Here is a 19,294-nt window from a genome sequence, read left to right on the forward strand (position 1 = left end):
TAACAAAAAATGGGGCAATTTTTTGCTTACGCGACGGTTTTCGCCGTAATGGGGGATAACCATGTCGCATAACGCTACTCCAAACACCTCTCGCGTGGAATTACGTAAAACGCTTACGCTGGTTCCGGTTGTCATGATGGGCCTTGCCTATATGCAGCCGATGACGCTGTTCGATACATTCGGTATCGTATCAGGAATGACCGATGGTCACGTCCCGACAGCTTACGCCTTTGCACTGATCGCCATCCTTTTTACCGCACTGAGCTACGGTAAACTGGTACGCCGCTATCCGTCTGCAGGCTCTGCCTACACTTACGCCCAGAAATCCATTAGCCCGACAGTTGGCTTTATGGTGGGTTGGTCATCACTGCTGGACTACCTGTTCGCCCCGATGATCAACATTCTGTTAGCGAAAATTTATTTTGAAGCGCTGGTGCCCTCGATTCCATCCTGGATGTTCGTGGTGGCGCTGGTGGCCTTTATGACAGCCTTCAACCTGCGCAGCCTTAAATCCGTTGCGAATTTCAACACCGTGATCGTGTTGTTGCAGGTGGTGCTGATTGCGGTGATCCTCGGCATGGTCGTTTATGGCGTGTTCGAAGGGGAAGGTGCCGGTACGCTGGCGAGCAGTCGTCCATTCTGGTCCGGTGATGCGCACGTGATCCCGATGATCACCGGTGCGACCATCCTGTGCTTCTCGTTCACCGGTTTTGACGGTATCAGCAACCTGTCAGAAGAAACCAAAGACGCTGAGCGCGTGATCCCGCGTGCGATTTTCCTGACTGCGCTGATTGGTGGCCTGATCTTTATCGTCTCCACCTATCTGCTGCAGTTGTACTTCCCGGATATTTCGCGCTTTAAGGATCCAGATGCTTCGCAGCCGGAAATCATGCTGTATGTTGCCGGTAAGTTCTTCCAGGTCGGCGCGCTGATTTTCTCTACCATTACCGTACTGGCGTCCGGTATGGCGGCGCATGCAGGCGTTGCGCGTCTGATGTACGTGATGGGTCGTGACGGCGTATTCCCGAAAAGCTTCTTCGGTTATGTACACCCGAAATGGCGTACTCCGTCCATGAACATCATTCTGGTTGGGGCGATTGCTCTGTTGGCAATCAACTTCGACCTGGTGATGGCGACGGCGCTGATTAACTTTGGTGCGCTGGTGGCATTTACCTTCGTTAACCTGTCGGTAATCTCCCAGTTCTGGATCCGTGAGAAGCGTAACAAGACGCTGAAAGATCACTTCCAGTACCTGTTCCTGCCAATGTGCGGTGCGCTGACCGTTGGCGCGCTGTGGGTGAACCTAGAAGAAAGCTCAATGGTTCTGGGCCTGATCTGGGCGGGTATCGGTCTGATCTACCTTGCTTGCGTGACCAAAAGCTTCCGCAACCCGGTCCCACAGTACGACGAAGATATCGCGTAATAACTGCATTTAGCTGAAAAAAAACGGAGACATGTTCTCCGTTTTTTTATACGTGGGATTTATACAATCTCTTCGGCATACTGCCAGAGTGATTTCAGCAGCATCAACTTTTCTTTGTTATCCGCATATTGCTGGCTCAATAGCTGCAATTCATTGGCGTAATTTTGCAAAAACTCCGGTGTGAATACCTGGCGACGATGGTCCAGCCAGCGCTGCTGTTCAGCTTCGTCCAGCGTTCCCGGGAAGTTACGTGCACGGTAATTAAACAACAGTTTTTCAATGCGCTTATCGACAAAGGAGATACCCAGCGCCGGTAAATTGCGTGGTTCGGTTTCCAGAACGATTTTCATCGCTGCACGGTCAGCATCGCTGAAAAAGCCGTTGTACAGTTGGGCATCCACGTTATCTGATGGTGTAAAGGGTTCCGCATCGGCAAAGATCGCGACCACTTTGTCGCGTATCTGCGGGTTTTCGCGCAGAACTTTAAGATTATCCAGACAATGCTGGCGGTTAATGCCAAGACGGTCGGCGTCTTCCGGACGCAGGGTATTCGCCTGTGCCAGTACCGGGCATTTGTTGATGTGCACCAATTTAACCGGTACGGCCGGGTTATCACCCAGATCCGCTTTAGACGTGTAGAGCCGCTCGCGCAGGGCGTCGCTGTCGAGTTCGAGCAGCGGCGAAATATCACCAGCTAAGTCGACCATAATAACTGCGTTACGATTCTCCGGATGCCACGCCAATGGCGCCACCCAACTGGTGTTACCGCGCCATGCGCCGAACATACCAGAGACATGGACCAGCGGTTTCATTTGCGGGACATCAACCAGTGCGGCCAGCTTGTGCTTATTACGATGGCTGTAGAGATAATCAAACAGACGCGGCTGGCGCGACTTCACTAATTGCGCCATTGCGATCGTGGCGTATACGTCCGCCATCGCATCGTGAGCATTGGCATGCTCAATACCGTTGGCTTTAGTCAAATGCTCCAGGCGGAAGCTGGGTAAGCCGTCGTCGTTTTCCGGCCAGTTAATGCCTTCAGGGCGCAGGGCATAGCAGGCGCGCATCACATCCAGCAGATCCCAACGCGAATTATCGTTCTGCCAACTCCAGGCATAGGGATCGTAGAAATTGCGATACAGGATGTTGCGCGTCACCTCATCATCGAAGCGCACGTTGTTATAGCCCAGGATACAGGTTTTCGGCACGGTGAACAGGGCGTGGATGCGCGCAGCAAAAGCGGCTTCATTCTCTCCCTTTTCACGTGCTTCCTGCGGTGTGATACCCGTAATCAACACCGCCTCAGGCTGCGGCAGATAATCGTCCGCGGGTTTGCAATAAAAGACTTCTGGTTCACCGATGATGTTGAAATCATTATCTGTGCGGATAGCCGCAAATTGCGCGGGTCTGTCCAGCGCCGGATGGGTGCCAAAGGTCTCGTAATCGTGGAAGAGAAAACCAGGTTGCTGCTTGCCGTCATTCATTGTTCAGTTATGTCCGGGATCAATTTAGCGCTCGTCCAAGAATACCAAAAAATAGTGAGATAATCAGCTATGGTATTATCGAAGCTGGATTGTGTACGCAATAAAGTTGAGATAAACAGGACTTTTATAGAATTAATAAATAAATTCCGCACTGTTAAAATAAATTACGGAAATAAAATATCTTGGAGTTGCGGATTTGTAAACAATCTAATTGATAACCATTATTGTTATTTTCTTCTTCTTTTATTGTGTTCTGGAAACTTTAAAAGTCTTTTATAAACAAAGAGTTTTTATTTGTGTCAATTCGCTGTCATGCATTGTAATGAAATGTGATTGATGTAAAAAATAAATATTCTAAACGCCATATAATCATTGGATATATCTAATAACAGGAGGTTATATGAGCATTAGTCGGCGTAATTTTTTGCGAGGAGTGGGTATAGGCTGTTCAGCCTGTGCGATAGGCAGTTTTCCGCCAGGCGCACTGGCACGAAATTCTCCTGAGAGTATCAAAGGGAAAACATCCCTGACGCCAAGTTTGTGTGAAATGTGTTCTTATCGTTGCCCGATACAGGCGCAGGTAATTAATAACAAAACGGTTTTTATTCAAGGGAACCCTAATGCTCCTCAACAAGGCACGCGTGTCTGCGCTCGTGGCGGCAGCGGCGTTAGCCTGGTCAACGACCCTCATCGCATTGTTAAACCCATGAAACGCACAGGACCTCGCGGGAGCGGAGAATGGCAGGTTATTAGCTGGGAACAAGCGTATAAAGAAATTGCCGAAAAAATGACGGCAATCAAAACGCAACATGGTCCTCAGGGCGTCGTGTTTTCTTCTAAATCCGGTTCGCTTTCAGGGCATTTATTTCAACTGGCGACGGCTTTCGGATCGCCAAACACCTTTACGCACGCGTCGACATGCCCGGCCGGAAAATCGATTGCCGCCAAAGTGATGATGGGCGGCGATTTGGCCATGGATATCGCCAATACCCGTTATATGGTCTCTTTTGGTCACAACCTTTATGAAGGAATTGAGGTTGCCGAAACGCATGAACTGATGATGGCGCAGGAAAAGGGCGCAAAAATGGTCAGCTTCGACCCTCGTCTGTCCGTCTTCTCCAGCAAGGCGGATGAATGGCATGCGCTCAAACCGGGCGGCGACTTGCCGGTGTTGATGGCCATGTGTCACGTCATGATCAATGAAAAATTGTATGACGCGGACTTCGTTGCGCGCTACACCACAGGGTTTGACCAACTGGCAGAAGCAGTACAAGAGACCACGCCGGAATGGGCGCAAAAGCAAGCTGATGTGCCTGCTGATGTCATTGTTCGGGTCACCCGAGAAATGGCCGCCTGCGCGCCTCATGCTATCGTCAGCCCGGGCCATCGTGCGACGTTCTCGCAAGAAGAAATTGATATGCGGCGCATGATTTTTACCCTCAATGTGCTGCTTGGCAATATTGAGCGTGAAGGCGGTTTATACCAGAAAAAAGCGGCGGCAACTTATAATAAGCTGGCCGGAGAGAAGGTCGCTCCGGTGCTGGCAAAACCCGATGTCAAATTACCCAAGCCAACGGCGCAGCGTATCGATCTGGTAGCCCCGCAGTTTAAGTACATCGCGGCGGGCGGTGGTGTGGTGCAAAGCATCATTGATGCTGTGTTAAACCAGACGCCTTATCCGGTGAAGGGATGGATTATGTCCCGACACAACCCTTTCCAAACCGTTACCTGCCGACCGGATCTGGTCAAAACCGTTGAACAGCTCGACCTTGTGGTCAGTTGTGATGTCTATCTAAGCGAAAGCGCGGCGTATGCCGACTACCTTTTGCCTGAATGTACTTACCTTGAGCGCGATGAAGAAGTTTCAGACATGTCGGGTCTGAACCCAGCTTATGCCCTGCGCCAGCAGGTAGTAGAACCTATTGGTGATGCGCGTCCAAGCTGGCAAATCTGGAAAGAGCTGGCCGTGCAGTTAGGCCTTGGGCAATTCTACCCATGGCAGGATATGCAAACGCGTCAGTTATACCAGCTTAATGGCGATCATGCGCTGTCTGCTGAACTGCGTGAGAAAGGGTATCGGGAGTGGGGTGTTCCGTTACTGCTGCGTGAACCTGAAGCGGTGCGTCAGTTTGTGGAACGCTATCCGGGCGCGGTGGCGGTTGACAGCGATGGTACCTATGGCGAGCAACTGCGCTTTAAATCTCCGTCAGGAAAAATAGAACTTTATTCTGAAGAGCTGGAAACGCTCCTGCCTGGCTACGGTATTCCGCGCGCGCGCAATTTTGCGCTCAAAGGCGACAGTGAGCTCTATTTTATCCAGGGAAAAGTGGCGGTTCATACCAACGGTGCGACGCAATACGTGCCACTGCTTAGTGAGTTGATGTGGGACAACGCGGTGTGGATCCACCCGCAAACGGCCCGTGAAAAAGGCATCAAAAGCGGCGATGACATCTGGCTGGAGAATGCGACCGGTAAAGAAAAAGGCAAAGCGCTGGTCACCGCCGGAATTCGGCCCGATACGCTGTTTGTTTATATGGGGTTTGGCGCCAAGGCGGGAGCCAAAACCGCGGCGACAACGCACGGTATCCATTGCGGTAATTTGCTTCCGCATGTCACCAGTCCGGTTTCCGGTACAGTGGTGCACACCGCTGGCGTTACGCTTCGTCGGGCATGAGAAAGGAGAACATCATGAATCAAGCAACAAACCCTTATGTCATGCTGCATGACGAGAAACGCTGTATCGGCTGTCAGGCATGTACGGTTGCCTGCAAAGTTTTGAATGACGTGCCAGAGGGATTTAGCCGTCTACAGGTGCAGATCCGTTCACCCGAACATGAACCCGAGGTGCTATCCCACTTCCAGTTTGTTCGCGTTTCCTGTCAGCATTGTGAAGATGCGCCGTGTGTCAGCGTTTGTCCGACCGGTGCGTCATTTCGCGACGAAAATGGCATTGTGCAAGTGGATAAGTCTCGCTGTATTGGCTGTGACTATTGCGTTGCCGCTTGTCCGTTCCACGTCCGTTATCTCAATCCGCAAACGGGAATTGCCGACAAATGTAACTTCTGTGCAGATACCCGACTGGAGACTGGACAATCGCCCGCCTGCGTTTCCGTTTGCCCGACAGATGCGCTGAAATTTGGTCGTCGTGACGACCCGGAAATTCAGCACTGGATAAATCAAAAAGAGGTTTATCGCCAGCAGGATACGCGTAGCGGCCCGGTGAGTGTTTATCGGCGTAAAGAGATCCATCAGGAGGGTAAAGCATGAATTCTATCTGGGGAGCAGAGCTTAACTATGCGCCGGACTACTGGCCGCTGTGGCTCATTTATGCAGGCGTTGTTATTGTGCTGATGATTGCGGGCCTGGTTATACACGCGCTGTTACGTCGGATGTTGTCACCCAAAACAGCAACTGGAGAAGAACATCGGGATTACCTCTATTCGCTGGCAGTTCGCCGCTGGCACTGGGGTAATGCGCTGCTTTTTATCCTGCTTCTGCTGAGTGGCCTGTTTGGACACTTCTCTGTCGGACCGGTGGTATTGATGGTGCAGGTACATACCTGGTGCGGTTTCGCCCTGTTGGCCTTCTGGGTTGGTTTTGTGCTAATCAACGCAACCAGCGGCAACGGTTGTCATTATCGGGTGAAGTTTAACGGGTTGATATCACGCTGCTTGTTGCAAACGCGCTTTTATCTGTATGGCATCATGAAAGGTGAGCCGCACCCGTTTGCAGCAACGGCAGAGAGTAAATTTAACCCGCTACAACAGTTGGCTTATCTGGCCATCATGTATGCGCTGGTTCCGCTGTTGATCATTACCGGGTTGTTATGTCTCTACCCGCAGGTAATAGGGGCAGGGCCTGTGATGCTGGTGCTGCATATGGTGTTGGCGATTGTCGGCTTACTGTTCATCTGTGCACATATTTACCTGTGCACGCTGGGTGACACACCGGGGCAAATTTTCCGCAGCATGATAGATGGCTATCATCGTCATCGCAGCCATCACGCAGATACAGCACCGCGCAAAGGCTAATGCCCGCCGCGGTTGATATCTGAAAACCTTTCCTTACAGCAAGAAAATGTGCCTTATGTCACATTTTCTTGCAATTTATCCATGTTTGTTCGCCAGAACTTCCGTAAAAAGAACGGCTATTTTTCCATTTCCTGAGGACATGCTGTTGAAACGCCGTTTGTTTATTGCCGCTTCACTCTTTGCGATGAGTTTTTCGCCCGCGTACGCGACCGAGGTCGTAAGCTTTTCCCCACAGCCACCTGCGATTAATGCCGGAGCGTGGGTATTAATGGATTACACCACGGGCCAAATCCTGACAGCCGGAAATGAACACCAGCAGCGCAACCCTGCCAGCCTGACCAAGCTGATGACTGGCTATGTTGTCGATCGCGCAATCGACAGCAAGCGTATTAGTCCGACAGATATTGTCACCGTTGGGCGCGACGCCTGGGCGAAAGATAATCCGGTATTCGTCGGTTCATCCTTAATGTTCCTGAAAGAAGGGGATCGCGTTTCTGTGCGCGACCTGAGTCGCGGGTTAATTGTTGATTCCGGTAATGATGCCTGTGTGGCGCTGGCGGATTACATCGCCGGAGGGCAGCCACAGTTTGTCGCGATGATGAACAACTATGTGCAAAAGCTGAACCTGCGTGACACGCATTTTGAAACGGTACATGGTCTGGATGCGCCAGGTCAGCATAGCTCAGCTTACGATCTGGCCGTTCTGTCGCGAGCTATCATCCATGGAGAGCCGGATTTCTACCATATGTACAGTGAAAAAAGCCTTACCTGGAACGGAATCACGCAGCAAAACCGTAACGGTTTGTTGTGGGATAAAACCATGAACGTCGACGGTCTGAAGACTGGACATACCTCCGGCGCTGGATTCAACCTGATTGCTTCTGCTGTTGATGGGCAGCGCCGCCTGATTGCGGTTGTGATGGGGGCGGAGAGTGCGAAAGGACGTGAAGCCCAGGCGAGAAAACTGCTGCAATGGGGACAAAAGAACTTCGATACCGTGCAGGTTTTACGTAGCGGTAAGCAGGTCGGTATTGAACGGATCTGGTATGGCGATAAAGAAAAAATTAGCCTTGGCACAGAGCAGGATTTCTGGATGGCCCTGCCTAAAGCCGAAGTCGCGAATATCAAGGCAAAATATGTTCTTGATAAGAAAGAACTGGTCGCCCCCATCGCTGCCCATCAACGTGTGGGGGAAATTGAACTCTACGATCGGGATAAACTGGTGGCGCACTGGCCTCTGGTTACGCTGGAGTCTGTCAACGAAGGTGGCGTCTTCTCGCGTCTGAGCGATTACTTCCGCCATAAGGCGTAGTTTTTCCTGATGTGCCTGAATGGCAAGAGTGCGAATCTGCTCACATAATAATCACTGATTCCTTGTGGCCGTCATACCTAAAAATTACACTGTATATAAATACAGTGTAATAACGGAGGTTATATGGAGTACGAGATAAAGCAGGTCGAGAAACGCATAATTGCCGGTTTCCATATGGTTGGACCGTGGGAACAAACGGTAAAGCAAGGTTTCGAACAGTTAATGATGTGGGTCGACGGTAAGCAGATCGTACCGCTGGAATGGATAGCCGTTTATTACGACAATCCTGACGTTGTTCCGGCGGAAAAACTGCGTTGTGATACCGTGGTGTCTGTGCCTGAAGGTTTTGAGATCCCGGAAAACAGTGAAGGGGTGATCCAGACCGAGCTGGCAGGTGGCGACTATGCTATAGCCGTTGCGCGCGTTGAAAATCATGACTTCGCGACGCCGTGGTATCAGTTTTTTGAGCGCCTGATGCAGGATTCGACGTATGCGATAGCCGCTAAACCCTGTTTTGAAGTTTATCTGAACAACGGCATGGAGGACGGTTACTGGGACATTGAAATGTACGTGCCGGTACAGTTGAAGTAACTGTTTTTGGTGTAAATCAGGATGAATGTCCTGGTCATCAGGATGATGTTTTCACCGTAAAAACAGGTACAATTCGCTTCTTTGCTATTCCCTGACGGAGTGCATGAGTGCGTGCAGATAAGTCGCTGAGTCCTTTTGAAATTCGTTTGTATCGTCATTATCGTGTGGTGCATGGCATTCGCATTGCGCTGGCGTTTCTTCTTACTTTTCTGTTGGTACGCCTGTTAAACATTCCCGAAGGTACATGGCCTCTGATCACGCTGGTGGTGATTATGGGGCCAATTTCTTTTTGGGGTAACGTTGTTCCCAGAGCGTTTGAGCGTATAGGCGGAACGATCCTGGGCTCGGTGCTTGGATTGATTGCCCTGCGTCTGGAACTCTTTTCGCTTCCGCTAATGCTGATCTGGTGCGCGGTGGCGATGTTCCTCTGTGGCTGGTTGGCGTTGGGTAAAAGGCCGTATCAGGCGCTGCTGATTGGCATTACGCTTGCCGTGGTCGTGGGGGCGCCTGCCGGAGATATGAATACCGCGTTATGGCGCGGTGGCGACGTTATTTTGGGTTCGTTACTGGCGATGCTGTTTACTGGCATCTGGCCGCAGCGGGCATTTATACACTGGCGTATCCAATTGGCACATTGTGTGACGGGATACAATCGGGTGTATCAGGCCGCGCTATCCCCTAATTTGCTTGAGCAACCGCGGCTTGAGAAGCATTTACAGCAGCTCTTAAGCGACGTTGTCAAAATGCGCGGACTCATCGTTCCCGCCAGTAAAGAAACCCGTATTCAAAAATCCATTTTTGAGGCTATTCAAACGGTTAACCGCAATCTGGTCTGCATGCTTGAGCTGCAAATTAATGCGCTTTGGGCCAGCCGCACCAGCCATTTTGTCATGCTGAATGCACAAACTTTGCGTGAAACTCAGCTCAGGACGCAGCAGGCGCTACTGACCATAACCCACGCCTTGTACGAAGGAAATCCGCAGCCGGTGCTTGCCAATACGGAAAAGCTCAATGACACCGTGGCGGAGTTGCGTCAGCTCATTGCTGAGCATAAAGGCGATAATGTCGCAGAAACGCCCATTCACGGCTACGTTTGGTTGAACATGGAAATGGCGCGACAGCTGGAGTTGCTCTCACATTTAATCTGTCGCGCGCTGCGCAAATAAAGAGCAGATGAGGCGATAGGTTCTACTGCTGCTTCGATTCAGCAAAGATTAGAGGTATGATACTGAAAAAGGCTAAAACCATTGGTAACTGCAATGGCTTTACCCTCGATAATTCAGGTTTCAACCATGCATTGTCGATGCAGATGCAACTTGAAGTATGGCGGGCATGAAAGTAATGTTGACCCACTTTAGCCGTTGTTTTAACGAATCCGAATCTCACATTATCAGGGGTGTAAAAATGGAAACTACCAAGCCTTCTTTCCAGGACGTGCTGGAATTTGTTCGTCTGTTCCGTCGTAAAAACAAACTGCAACGTGAAATTCAGGACGTTGAGAAAAAGATCCGTGACAACCAGAAACGCGTTCTGCTGTTGGACAACCTGAGCGACTACATCAAGCCTGGAATGAGCGTGGAAGCGATTCAGGGCATTATCGCCAGCATGAAAAGCGATTATGAAGATCGTGTTGATGATTACATCATCAAAAACGCTGAGATCTCTAAAGAGCGCCGCGACATCTCTAAAAAGCTGAAAGCGATGGGCGAAGTGAAAAACGCCGATGCGAAAGCTGAGTAACGATTTTATGCTCGTTTGGGTCGCTGCTTAGCGGCGGCCCTTATTGCAGTTCGACCCCGCCAGTTACCATCCGCAACAAATGTTGTTCCGGCCAGTGCACTGTCAATTTTTTCTGCGTCAGCATCCATTTAATGTAGTCCACATCATGACGCCTTCTGTCGAGCATCAGACCGACGACGCTGCCGCTGTGCGCGACGTTGACGCCGTATAAATCACATTCTTCTACCAGTGCTAATAGTGAATCAAAATCTGGTTTAGGTAACAGCAACTGGCTGGCGATCGCGCTCAGCGTGGCGGCTTCGCCCATCCGATAAGGGTTTTGACTGATACAGGCTTCCTGTACCTTTTCCCATGCGCGTTTCAGAGCTGGGGCGCCCGCCAGTAGCCCTGACTGACGTGGAGTACGGTGATAATCAGCAGTAAGCAAGGTTTCCGGGCTTTCGAGAACCAGCAGATCGAGTTGTGGCTGGGATTCACAGGCAATTTGCGTGGAGGCGTCGTTATGATCGAACAGCGTAAGCTGGCGGAAAACGGTGCTGTCGGTAGGTTCCAGCGAAACGCAAAGCTGCGCCAGAGTGGATTCGTCTAGCTGATGCCCCAGATACTGTGCCGTGGCGATTGCCGTGGCGGCGATATCCGCTGTGCTGCTGGCCATCCCTTTAGCGACAGGAATGGTTGACTGGACATCTATTCGGATATCCTGACTCATGTGTGCCGGGTATTGCCAGTGCAGCAATAACCTCTCAACCATTGCCCGCGAAAGTGGACGTTCATCTGTCAGCGGTGAACCTGAAGTGACCTCAACGGTGCTATACCATTCAACCGGGCAGGAGACCAATTTCTCACTGCCCAGAATCCAGCCCTGGATAAGTTCTCCGCACGATGCGGGACATTGCGCAACAGCCACGTCTTCACCTATGTGATCAGCAATCCTCGGCGCATAGTGTCATGGCGATCGCGCTATTACCATGATTTGCCGCAATTTGCGGTGCGGCAGTATTATGCAGGAATGCCCAATGTCACAGTTTCAGATATCGCTAAACGCATAACGTCTTGCGCAATCATTAGCTCTTCATTGGTATTAATCACTGCTACTTTGACCATCGCATTTTCCGTTTGAATGAAGGTGGCATTACGCTGATTTTTTTCCTCATCAACGGCCAGACCCAGGAAATTCAGGTTACGGCAAATCGCAGCGCGCGCCCGTGCGGAGTTTTCGCCAATACCACCGGTAAACACCAGGGCATCCAGACCGCCCATCTGCATAATATAGCTACCAATGGTGGCACGAATGCGCTCAGCAAAAAGCGTCAACGCCAGCGCAGCCTGGTGATTGCCCGTATCTGCGGCATGTTCAACGTCGCGGTAGTCAGGTGAGATGCCAGAAACACCGAGCAATCCGGACTCATTGTTGAGCAATTGGTTGAGCTGCTGGGGTGTTTTGCCTTCTCGCAGGGCTATCCAGGGCAAAATGGATGGATCAATATCGCCACTTCGCGTGCCCATCATCACGCCAGACTGTGGTGTAAAGCCCATTGACGTATTCACCGATTGTCCGCCTTTGATCGCGCAGATGCTGCTGCCGTTGCCCAGATGACAACAAACAACGCGCAGGGCGCTGAGTGGCACACCCAGTTTTTCAGCAAGCTGTGAGCTAACGTATTTGTGGCTGGTACCATGAAAACCGTAACGACGAATACCCAACTCGACATAGTAACGCCAGGGCAGGGGATAGATGAAAGAAGGCTCATCAAGCGTTTGATGAAACGCGGTGTCGAACACTGCAACGGCTGGCGTTTTGGGCAATAGCTGGCGGAATACCGCGATCCCCAACGCATTTACTGGGTTATGCAGAGGAGCCAGTTCCGCGAGGCGCTCGATTTCTGCCAGCGTTTCATCAGTTACCAGGGCGGAGTCTTTAAAGGATTCCCCGCCGTGTGCGACGCGGTGGCCCACGCCGTCGATCTCTTCCAGACTGCTGATAATGTGGTGGTTGAGCAGTTTTTCCAGAAGCAACGTTACGGCTTCACGGTGATCTGCTACAGGCAAAGTCTCCTGCCATTTCTGCGCTGGTGTTTTTAGGGTGACCTGTGCATCAGACAAACCGATACGTTCTATCAACCCCTGGCAGATCATTTCACCCTGCGGCATCGCCAGTAGTTGAAACTTAAGCGAGGAACTACCTGCATTAATGGCCATTATTTTGTGAGACATGAAGGTTCCTTTGCATTCAGAAAAATGAACATCTCATCGACCCCGGTATTCTCCAGCGCGCTGGTGACAAATACTTTTTGCGCGCCAGCCTGAACTAACCAGCTCTCCACAAGAGAAATACGCTGCGGGTTGGCTAAATCGGCTTTGGTAATGAGGCCAATAACGGGTCGGTTCATTGGTCCGGTAAAACCGGGAGAAAATGGTGACCACGGCGCGTCAGCATTGAGTACCAGCGCAATAATGTCCGCTTCACAGGCGCTGACCAGCAGCGCACTGTACAGGCAGCGGTTCTCAAGATATTCACCCGGTGTGTCTATTGTCGTAGGAGACCAGACTATGGCCTGGGTCTTCTGATAGTGGAGCACCTCTCCGCGCATGCACTGCGTGAGCGACGTTTTACCGCACTGGCTGGGACCAATTAGCATGATACGTTTCATGAGATTACGTCCGGGTGATGGGACACGCGGTAAAACGCATCATTTCGCCCAGCGTTCGGGTTACCTGTTTCAGCGCGTACTCAACGGCTGAAACATCGCCCGTCAGTACCACCGCGCCGGTAAACCGGTCGAGAAAACCAATCTCTACCGCCCCTGATTTCGTGGCGATATCACAGGCGATGATTGAGGCTTCGCTAGGGGTAATGGTCAGAATACCGATCGCAGAAACCGAATCAGGTAATCCCAGTTTCTTGAACAAATCCTTACCCGGATTAGCGATAAGATGCGCTAATGTGACCTGTTTGCCAGGTACATATTCCTGAATCATTCGATCCGTGGTGGGTTGCCTTTCCATTATCCCTCCACCATCTGTCGCCACATGCTTTCATGCGGGCGAGGAATGACCGAGCGGTAAACCAGCAGGCCTTTTTCACCCGCACTTTCACTGGCAACCGTTACCGCGTTATTCACATCGGATACATCGCCGGCAACGACCATGTAGCACTTGCCGCCAATACCAAATGCCATATGGACGCGGACCAGCGTGACGTTGGAGGCTTTAACCGCCCTGTCGGCGGCGCAGATGCAGGCAGCAACGCTCCATGTTTCGACAATACCAACTGCCTGGCGCTTATCTACGCTGTTTAGTCCGCTGATTGCGGGGAGTACGCTGGCATGAATGTTGGGGAGTACCAGACTATCAACGAGCATATCGCCAGCAAGAGATGTTCCAGTGGCAATCGCCTGTTGTACGGCACCTACGTCACCACCGAGCATGAGTAGAAATTTTCCCGGGCAGATGGTCTTGCTGACCAGTAAATTCACATTCGCGCTTTTTAACATGGCATCGCCAGCTTCCATTCCTTTGGCAATGCTGGTGAGTTCTAAAATCCCTATAGCCTGAGACATGATTAACCTCTTATTACCGTGATGGATTGCTCAGTGATTTCGCTGACAATACCGTCAATACTGGCGTGAACAGGCGCGCCTAATGCACCGGACGGCACATCGGCAACGCATTGACCGCGAACAACGCGTTCGCCTTGTTCTACACATGGGATAGCGCTGGCACCTATATGCTGGCGTAACAACAGCGTCGTTTTGTCTGTGGAGTAGTCAGTCTCAGCCAGTGGCGCATCGTGATACCAGTCGCTAAGGCCCAGTTTGGTAATAAGGCGCTTAACCGGGATCAGCCGGTACTTCGCCATTTCATCCTCAGGATTTAGCGGCCCTTCATAACGATGGTTGAGCGCCCGCAGCTCGCGTTTAAGCATGCGGTTGATTCGCATCGGCGAAATCCCAACTGGGCAGGCAACGCTTTCACACACATTGCATTCTGAGCAGGTCAGGGCCGTGAGCAGCAATTGCGGCGTGGCTGCCTGCTGATAATTAACCGCACGAACCAGCAGATGCGGGGATAATTCATGACCGATCAAATGCCTTGGGCACAAATCCGTACACAAACGGCACTGCTCGCAAACGGTTTTTGCAACGGAAAGCACGGTACGTTCATCCTGCATCCGCCGCTGAATCAACGCATGAGATTTAGGCAAAACCAGCAGGCCCCCGGTGGTCTTGCTGACTGGGGTATCCAGTGAAGTAATCAGGCCGCCCATCATCGGACCACCGTTAATAAAGCCGGGATCGTCAACGGTTGCACCCCCGGCCAGCGCCAGAACGTCACGTAAAGACATTCCGATAGGGACTGTGAGTGTGATGGGACTGGCGACTGCGCCGTTAACGGTCAAGGTACGACGCGTAACCGGGTACTGCTGCTCAACTGCTCTCGCGATGTTGAGCACTGTCTGGACGTTATTAACCACTACGCCGACGCTGACAGGCAGCGCGGCAGGCGGAACTCTCCGGCCTGTTGCCATCCAGATGGTCAGAACCTCGTCACCTGCCGGGTAGACATCGGGCAAAATATGTAAGCGGATCCCGGCAGGCAGAAGGGGCGTTAATGCATTGATAGCCTGTTGGTATTTCTCTTTGAGCGCAATAATTCCGGAACTGGCTCCGGTAGCCGTCATGGCATATTGAACGCCGTGGATAAGTCGCTCAGCCTGGACGGCCATCAACTGCTGGTCAACTTTCAGCATTGGCTCACATTCAGCCGCATTGACCAGAAAAGTATCGACCTGCGCCTGTAATTTTACGTGAGCAGGAAAGCCTGCGCCTCCGGCTCCGACAACACCCGCTGCGCGAACGCGTTCGCGAATTGTCTGCGCATCATAGAGCGTGGACTCTGCCGTCATGGCTGTCTTCATAATAATTCCTCAAGCAGTTCCTGCATGGCACTGGCGTCGGCAACACGAGGATTGGTTTGCAGCGTGACATCAGCCAGCGCGGCCTGAACCATCGACGGGATACGTTGCGACCAGGCTTGCTTTCCGTCTTTAAACGCGTCAACTAAAGAAGGCAACGCACACTGTTTTTTGAGTAGCTCGATATGATGAATGAGCGCATTCAATGCCGCTGTATCGTTCGCGTTATCCGGGCATAAATGGCAGGCTTTAGCGAAACGGGCATAGCGCTTCGCAGCCCGCGGATCGCGAGCATTAAAATGAATGACATGGGTCAGCAGCAGCGCATTGGCAAGTCCGTGTGGCAGATGAAACTGACCGCCCAACTGATGGGCAATCGCATGATTGATCCCCAGTCCAGCCTGACTAAATGCCATTCCCGCGAGCGTTGACGCATTGTGCATTTTCCCTCTGGTTGCCAGGCATTCGCCTTTGCTGACGGCGACAGGCAGATACTGGAAGACGATTTGAGCCGCTTTTTCAGCTAGTGCATCGGTGAAGTCGCTGGCCTTCGTGGACACGTATGCCTCCAACGCATGCGTTAACACGTCCATGCCGGTATTCGCGGTTATGGCTGGCGGTACGCTGACGACCAGCGTTGGGTCAAGGATGGCCATGTCTGGATAAAGCGCATTATTAAACAATGGATATTTAATGCCTTTATCCGGATCGCTAATCACGCAGGCGCTGGTTACCTCGGAGCCCGTACCGCTGGTAGTGGGAATTGCGACACAGGTTTCAATTTCAATACCGAACTGGCGGCTGAACCAGACGATGGCTTTTGCGGCGTCCAGTGCTGAGCCGCCACCAAAACCCATCACGATGTCCGGCCGCAGGGACTGCATTTGTGCAATCCCTTGAACTACAGTGCTGATGGTGGGATCGGGGGTGATATCTCTGAAAATGCTGATGCGGTTATCCGCTGGCAGAGCGTTGCGCAGCTTTTCAATCAGGGGAGAACGCGCGAGAAAACCATCGCAAATAATCCAGATATGCTTATTCGTGAAGCGCTTGAGCACATCCAGACTTCCCTGGCCGCTGTACAATCGAGTTTGCAGTGAAAAGCTATTCATAACGGCCCCATTAACGAATAGAAAAACCGTTTGTTAGCACGCAACGACGAGAGCGTGCGAAAGTGCGCGCAGATGTTGTTCCTTCACCGGTTGGCGTCGCAATAGTGAAGGTTGTAAAGCCTTCACCACCAACGCCGATCCCGGCGTAAGAGGGGCCATTTTTCACAAAGATGGAGGTCTGAAGCGTGCGCGCGGCAAGGTTCAAACGTGACACATTTTGCGAATGCATAATGGCCGTGTGATGCAATCCCTCTTCAACCTTCAGGGCCAACGTTAATGCACTATCAAAATCGCTCACCGTTACGACGGGGAGCATTGGCATCAGTTGCTCGCTGGTAACCCACGGGTCGTCCGCCTGGACGATGCCTATCAGTAATCGAGGTGCTTTTGCCGGAACTGGTATTCCTGCTGCTTCCAGTAAGGTTGCCGGGCTTTTACCTACCAGTTTTTTATTGGCTATGCCTTCTGGTAGACAGACGGCTCGCAGTTTGTCTACCTCTTCTCTATTGAGAAGCATCGCACCAAAAGACTGCATCTGTTGAACCAGTCGTTCGGCAACGGCATCAACAACAATCAGGCTCTTCTCAGCAATGCAGGGGAGGTTGTAATCAAAGGATGCGCCATTGATGATATCTTCCGCCGCCTTAACCAGGTCAGCCGTTTCATCAACAATGCAGGGTGGATTTCCTGCACCTGCGCCGATGACTTTTTTCCCGCTTTTCATGCCCATAGCAACAATGCCTGGGCCACCGGTAATCGCCAGAACTGCGATTTTAGGGTGCGCCATCATCTGCTGGGTAGCCTCAAAAGTGGGTTCTGTGACAGTGACGACAAGATTACGAATTCCGCAGCAACGGAAAGCGATATCTTCAATCATGGCAATCAGCTTGAGTGAAACCTTTTTAGCACCCGGATGCGGACTGAAGTAAACGCTATTCCCTGCCGCCAGCATGCTGATGCTGTTGTTAATAATGGTCTCTGTCGGATTAGTACTGGGGGCGACAGAACCAATCACGCCAAACGGTGAATACTCGAATAACACCATACCGCCATCGCCGGTTAGCGCCGTGGTGGTGAGATCTTCGATACCCGGAGTGTTGTCCAGCGCGGCTTTATTTTTAAGGAACTTATCCTCTTTGTTGCCCATACCCGTTTCGGCAGCGCTCTCAGCGGCCAGTGAAGCAAGATGAGGCGTCAGTTCTTCGCGTAGGGCGTTTATGATGGCGCTGCGGGTTTTCAATGGACATTGCTGGTAACGCAGAAAAGCCTGATGAGCGGCATCGATCGCTTCGCCAACGGACGGAAAAATACCGTTACCCTTAACTTCTGCTTTTGCCGGGGCGAGTTGCTCACTCAAAATGTTACGAATAAGGGTTTCAAGTTCTGAAGTATTCATTGATGTGTTCTCACGTTAATCGCCGCAATGGCCGTTTCTGCAATGTCCATATCCTGTTCAACGCTTCCTCCGCTGATGCCAAGACCCCCGAGGAGTAAACCCTCACGCCATAATGCGTACCCGCCACCGAAGGTGACGACTTTTCCCTGCATATGGCTTTCCAGACCGTAAAGCGCGGCGCCTGGTTGTACTACTGATGTCAGCTCATGAGTGGCGGTTTTCATCGCCACGGCAGTCCAGGCTTTTTTCGGTGCCAGTTCGCTACTCACGAGTAATGCGTCAGGCATGCGCCAGGCCACCGTTTGGGTCCCATTCGCATCAACAATACTAATGACGACCGGAACCTGAAGTTCTTCTGCTCTCGTCACCGCAGCGCGAGTGAGTTGGTGGAGCTCCTGAAAAGACAGAGACATAGTCGGCTCCTTTGTGGCTGGTGGTTGAACGGCAGCGAGATAGCGCTCAGCCACTTTCTCAATGATTTCGTTTTGATGGGCGTCATGATCTTCTGCTCGTGCAAGCGCATATAAGCAGTCGGACAGGCGGTTGATATAACGCATCAGCACGTGTCTGACGGAGATCTCGGTGGACAGCTCGACCAGTCGTCTCTCTGCGCGGCGTGTCAGAGTTCGGGCAAAGTGCAGTCGGCTGGCGGCTTCGCTGCGGCCTGGTAAAATAAAGCTGCGCAGGGGCGGTACTCTTCCCATTGCGATATCGATGGCAGCTTCCAGTGCCGCAATTTCTTCTGAGCTGATGTAGCGCTGCTCTGGCGTCGGTTCTTCGCTTTCGCTTGCCAGTTCGGCGCTGAACCAAAAAAGCTGCAGCTGGATATTATCAAGTAACTGCCGGTGCTGAGGGTTTTTCGCCGCGCAAACGCACAGGCTAAGCGCCGCATTCAGTTCGTCCAGCGTACCGTAGGCTTCCACGCGCGGATGCGTTTTGCTCACGCGCTGTCCGGTAAATAGGGCTGTTGTTCCGGCATCACCTGTGCGGGTATAAATCGCCATAGTTCCTCCTAACGAGAAAGCGTGTCGACAATGCCGACGATAGCCAGATCAATGGCCTCATTAGGGCCGGAGAAAACGTGTCTGGCGCTGGACCCGCTGCTGAGTAATACCAGTTCGCCGGTCCCCGCGCCGACAGAATCAACAGCGACTTCATCTCCACTCACTGGAGACGCAGGAAGCTCTCCGTCAGCACTTACCCGACGTACCAGCAACAGTTTTTTTCCCACCAGTGATGGAGATTTTTGCGTGGAAACCACAACGCCTGTAACCCGTGCCAGATGCATAG

Annotated in this window: 20 protein-coding genes; 9 read left to right on the forward strand and 11 right to left on the reverse strand. The window is 51.8% G+C overall.

Going from position 1 to position 19,294, the window contains the following annotated elements; all coding sequences use genetic code 11:
- Positions 1-9 precede the first annotated feature (9 nt).
- Together yoeI and plaP are read left to right on the forward strand one after the other, a co-directional pair.
- Positions 10-72: a membrane protein YoeI gene (gene yoeI, locus OGX66_RS24560; protein WP_099045591.1), complete on the forward strand. Its 63-nt coding sequence runs from the start codon at positions 10-12 to the stop codon at positions 70-72.
- Positions 62-1,423, forward strand: a complete 1,362-nt coding sequence (gene plaP, locus OGX66_RS20565) for a putrescine/proton symporter PlaP (RefSeq protein ID WP_003030167.1) — start codon at positions 62-64, stop codon at positions 1,421-1,423. Before yoeI ends, plaP begins: the two co-directional genes overlap by 11 nt.
- 59 nt (positions 1,424-1,482) lie before the next feature.
- Here the strand turns inward: plaP and sbcB are convergent, their stop codons facing one another.
- Positions 1,483-2,907, reverse strand: a complete 1,425-nt coding sequence (gene sbcB / locus OGX66_RS20570) for an exodeoxyribonuclease I (protein WP_049002259.1) — start codon at positions 2,905-2,907, stop codon at positions 1,483-1,485.
- A 400-nt stretch (positions 2,908-3,307) separates the two neighbouring features.
- Between sbcB and phsA the strand changes: the two genes are divergently transcribed.
- The 7 genes from phsA to OGX66_RS20605 all read left to right on the forward strand — a co-directional run bounded on the left by phsA (position 3,308) and on the right by OGX66_RS20605 (position 10,581).
- The gene (gene phsA / locus OGX66_RS20575) at positions 3,308-5,581 is read left to right on the forward strand and encodes a thiosulfate reductase PhsA (RefSeq protein WP_003838975.1); all 2,274 of its coding nucleotides are present in this window, start codon (positions 3,308-3,310) and stop codon (positions 5,579-5,581) included.
- Between the two features lie 14 nt (positions 5,582-5,595).
- Entirely contained in the window at positions 5,596-6,174 is a 579-nt protein-coding gene (phsB, locus tag OGX66_RS20580; RefSeq protein WP_003838976.1) for a thiosulfate reductase electron transport protein PhsB, read from the forward strand.
- Positions 6,171-6,938 carry a thiosulfate reductase cytochrome B subunit gene (phsC, locus tag OGX66_RS20585; RefSeq protein ID WP_049002260.1) on the forward strand — a complete coding sequence of 256 codons (768 nt, stop codon included), beginning with the start codon at positions 6,171-6,173 and terminating at the stop codon, positions 6,936-6,938. Before phsB ends, phsC begins: the two co-directional genes overlap by 4 nt.
- A gap of 139 nt (positions 6,939-7,077) precedes the next feature.
- A complete protein-coding gene (gene dacD / locus OGX66_RS20590; protein ID WP_049002261.1) occupies positions 7,078-8,250 on the forward strand; it encodes a serine-type D-Ala-D-Ala carboxypeptidase DacD in 1,173 nt (390 codons plus the stop codon).
- Positions 8,251-8,373: 123 nt separating this feature from the next.
- Positions 8,374-8,841, forward strand: coding sequence for a DNA gyrase inhibitor SbmC (gene sbmC, locus OGX66_RS20595; protein ID WP_003838984.1), 468 nt, complete (start codon positions 8,374-8,376; stop codon positions 8,839-8,841).
- 107 nt (positions 8,842-8,948) lie between these two features.
- On the forward strand, positions 8,949-10,007 hold the full coding sequence (locus OGX66_RS20600; protein WP_003844262.1) for an FUSC family protein: 1,059 nt from the start codon (positions 8,949-8,951) through the stop codon (positions 10,005-10,007).
- A gap of 238 nt (positions 10,008-10,245) precedes the next feature.
- Positions 10,246-10,581: a DUF496 family protein gene (locus OGX66_RS20605; RefSeq protein WP_003030187.1), complete on the forward strand. Its 336-nt coding sequence runs from the start codon at positions 10,246-10,248 to the stop codon at positions 10,579-10,581.
- Positions 10,582-10,621: 40 nt separating this feature from the next.
- Here the strand turns inward: OGX66_RS20605 and OGX66_RS20610 are convergent, their stop codons facing one another.
- From OGX66_RS20610 to OGX66_RS20655, 10 genes are all read right to left on the reverse strand, one after another.
- A complete protein-coding gene (locus OGX66_RS20610; protein WP_003844259.1) occupies positions 10,622-11,488 on the reverse strand; it encodes a GHMP family kinase ATP-binding protein in 867 nt (288 codons plus the stop codon).
- Positions 11,489-11,580: 92 nt separating this feature from the next.
- Positions 11,581-12,795, reverse strand: coding sequence for an acetate/propionate family kinase (locus OGX66_RS20615; protein WP_003030191.1), 1,215 nt, complete (start codon positions 12,793-12,795; stop codon positions 11,581-11,583).
- Positions 12,780-13,232 carry a propanediol utilization protein PduV gene (gene pduV, locus OGX66_RS20620; protein WP_270932359.1) on the reverse strand — a complete coding sequence of 151 codons (453 nt, stop codon included), beginning with the start codon at positions 13,230-13,232 and terminating at the stop codon, positions 12,780-12,782. The genes OGX66_RS20615 and pduV overlap by 16 nt, the downstream gene beginning before the upstream one ends.
- A 4-nt stretch (positions 13,233-13,236) precedes the next feature.
- Positions 13,237-13,587 carry a propanediol utilization microcompartment protein PduU gene (gene pduU / locus OGX66_RS20625; protein WP_003030198.1) on the reverse strand — a complete coding sequence of 117 codons (351 nt, stop codon included), beginning with the start codon at positions 13,585-13,587 and terminating at the stop codon, positions 13,237-13,239.
- Complete coding sequence (gene pduT / locus OGX66_RS20630; protein ID WP_003030201.1) at positions 13,587-14,141, reverse strand: propanediol utilization microcompartment protein PduT; 555 nt, start codon at positions 14,139-14,141, stop codon at positions 13,587-13,589. Before pduT ends, pduU begins: the two co-directional genes overlap by 1 nt.
- 2 nt (positions 14,142-14,143) lie before the next feature.
- The gene (gene pduS, locus OGX66_RS20635; protein WP_003838995.1) at positions 14,144-15,499 is read right to left on the reverse strand and encodes a cobalamin reductase PduS; all 1,356 of its coding nucleotides are present in this window, start codon (positions 15,497-15,499) and stop codon (positions 14,144-14,146) included.
- On the reverse strand, positions 15,496-16,608 hold the full coding sequence (locus OGX66_RS20640) for a 1-propanol dehydrogenase PduQ (protein WP_088903316.1): 1,113 nt from the start codon (positions 16,606-16,608) through the stop codon (positions 15,496-15,498). The genes pduS and OGX66_RS20640 overlap by 4 nt, the downstream gene beginning before the upstream one ends.
- A gap of 10 nt (positions 16,609-16,618) precedes the next feature.
- Positions 16,619-18,004, reverse strand: a complete 1,386-nt coding sequence (gene pduP / locus OGX66_RS20645; RefSeq protein ID WP_003844250.1) for a CoA-acylating propionaldehyde dehydrogenase PduP — start codon at positions 18,002-18,004, stop codon at positions 16,619-16,621.
- Positions 18,001-19,008, reverse strand: coding sequence for a two-domain cob(I)yrinic acid a,c-diamide adenosyltransferase PduO (pduO, locus tag OGX66_RS20650; RefSeq protein WP_088903318.1), 1,008 nt, complete (start codon positions 19,006-19,008; stop codon positions 18,001-18,003). Before pduO ends, pduP begins: the two co-directional genes overlap by 4 nt.
- 8 nt (positions 19,009-19,016) lie before the next feature.
- Positions 19,017-19,292, reverse strand: a complete 276-nt coding sequence (locus tag OGX66_RS20655) for a EutN/CcmL family microcompartment protein (protein ID WP_003030211.1) — start codon at positions 19,290-19,292, stop codon at positions 19,017-19,019.
- Positions 19,293-19,294 lie beyond the last annotated feature (2 nt).

The sequence above is a fragment of the Citrobacter sp. Cf072 genome (assembly GCF_030334485.1).
Classification (GTDB): domain Bacteria; phylum Pseudomonadota; class Gammaproteobacteria; order Enterobacterales; family Enterobacteriaceae; genus Citrobacter; species Citrobacter freundii.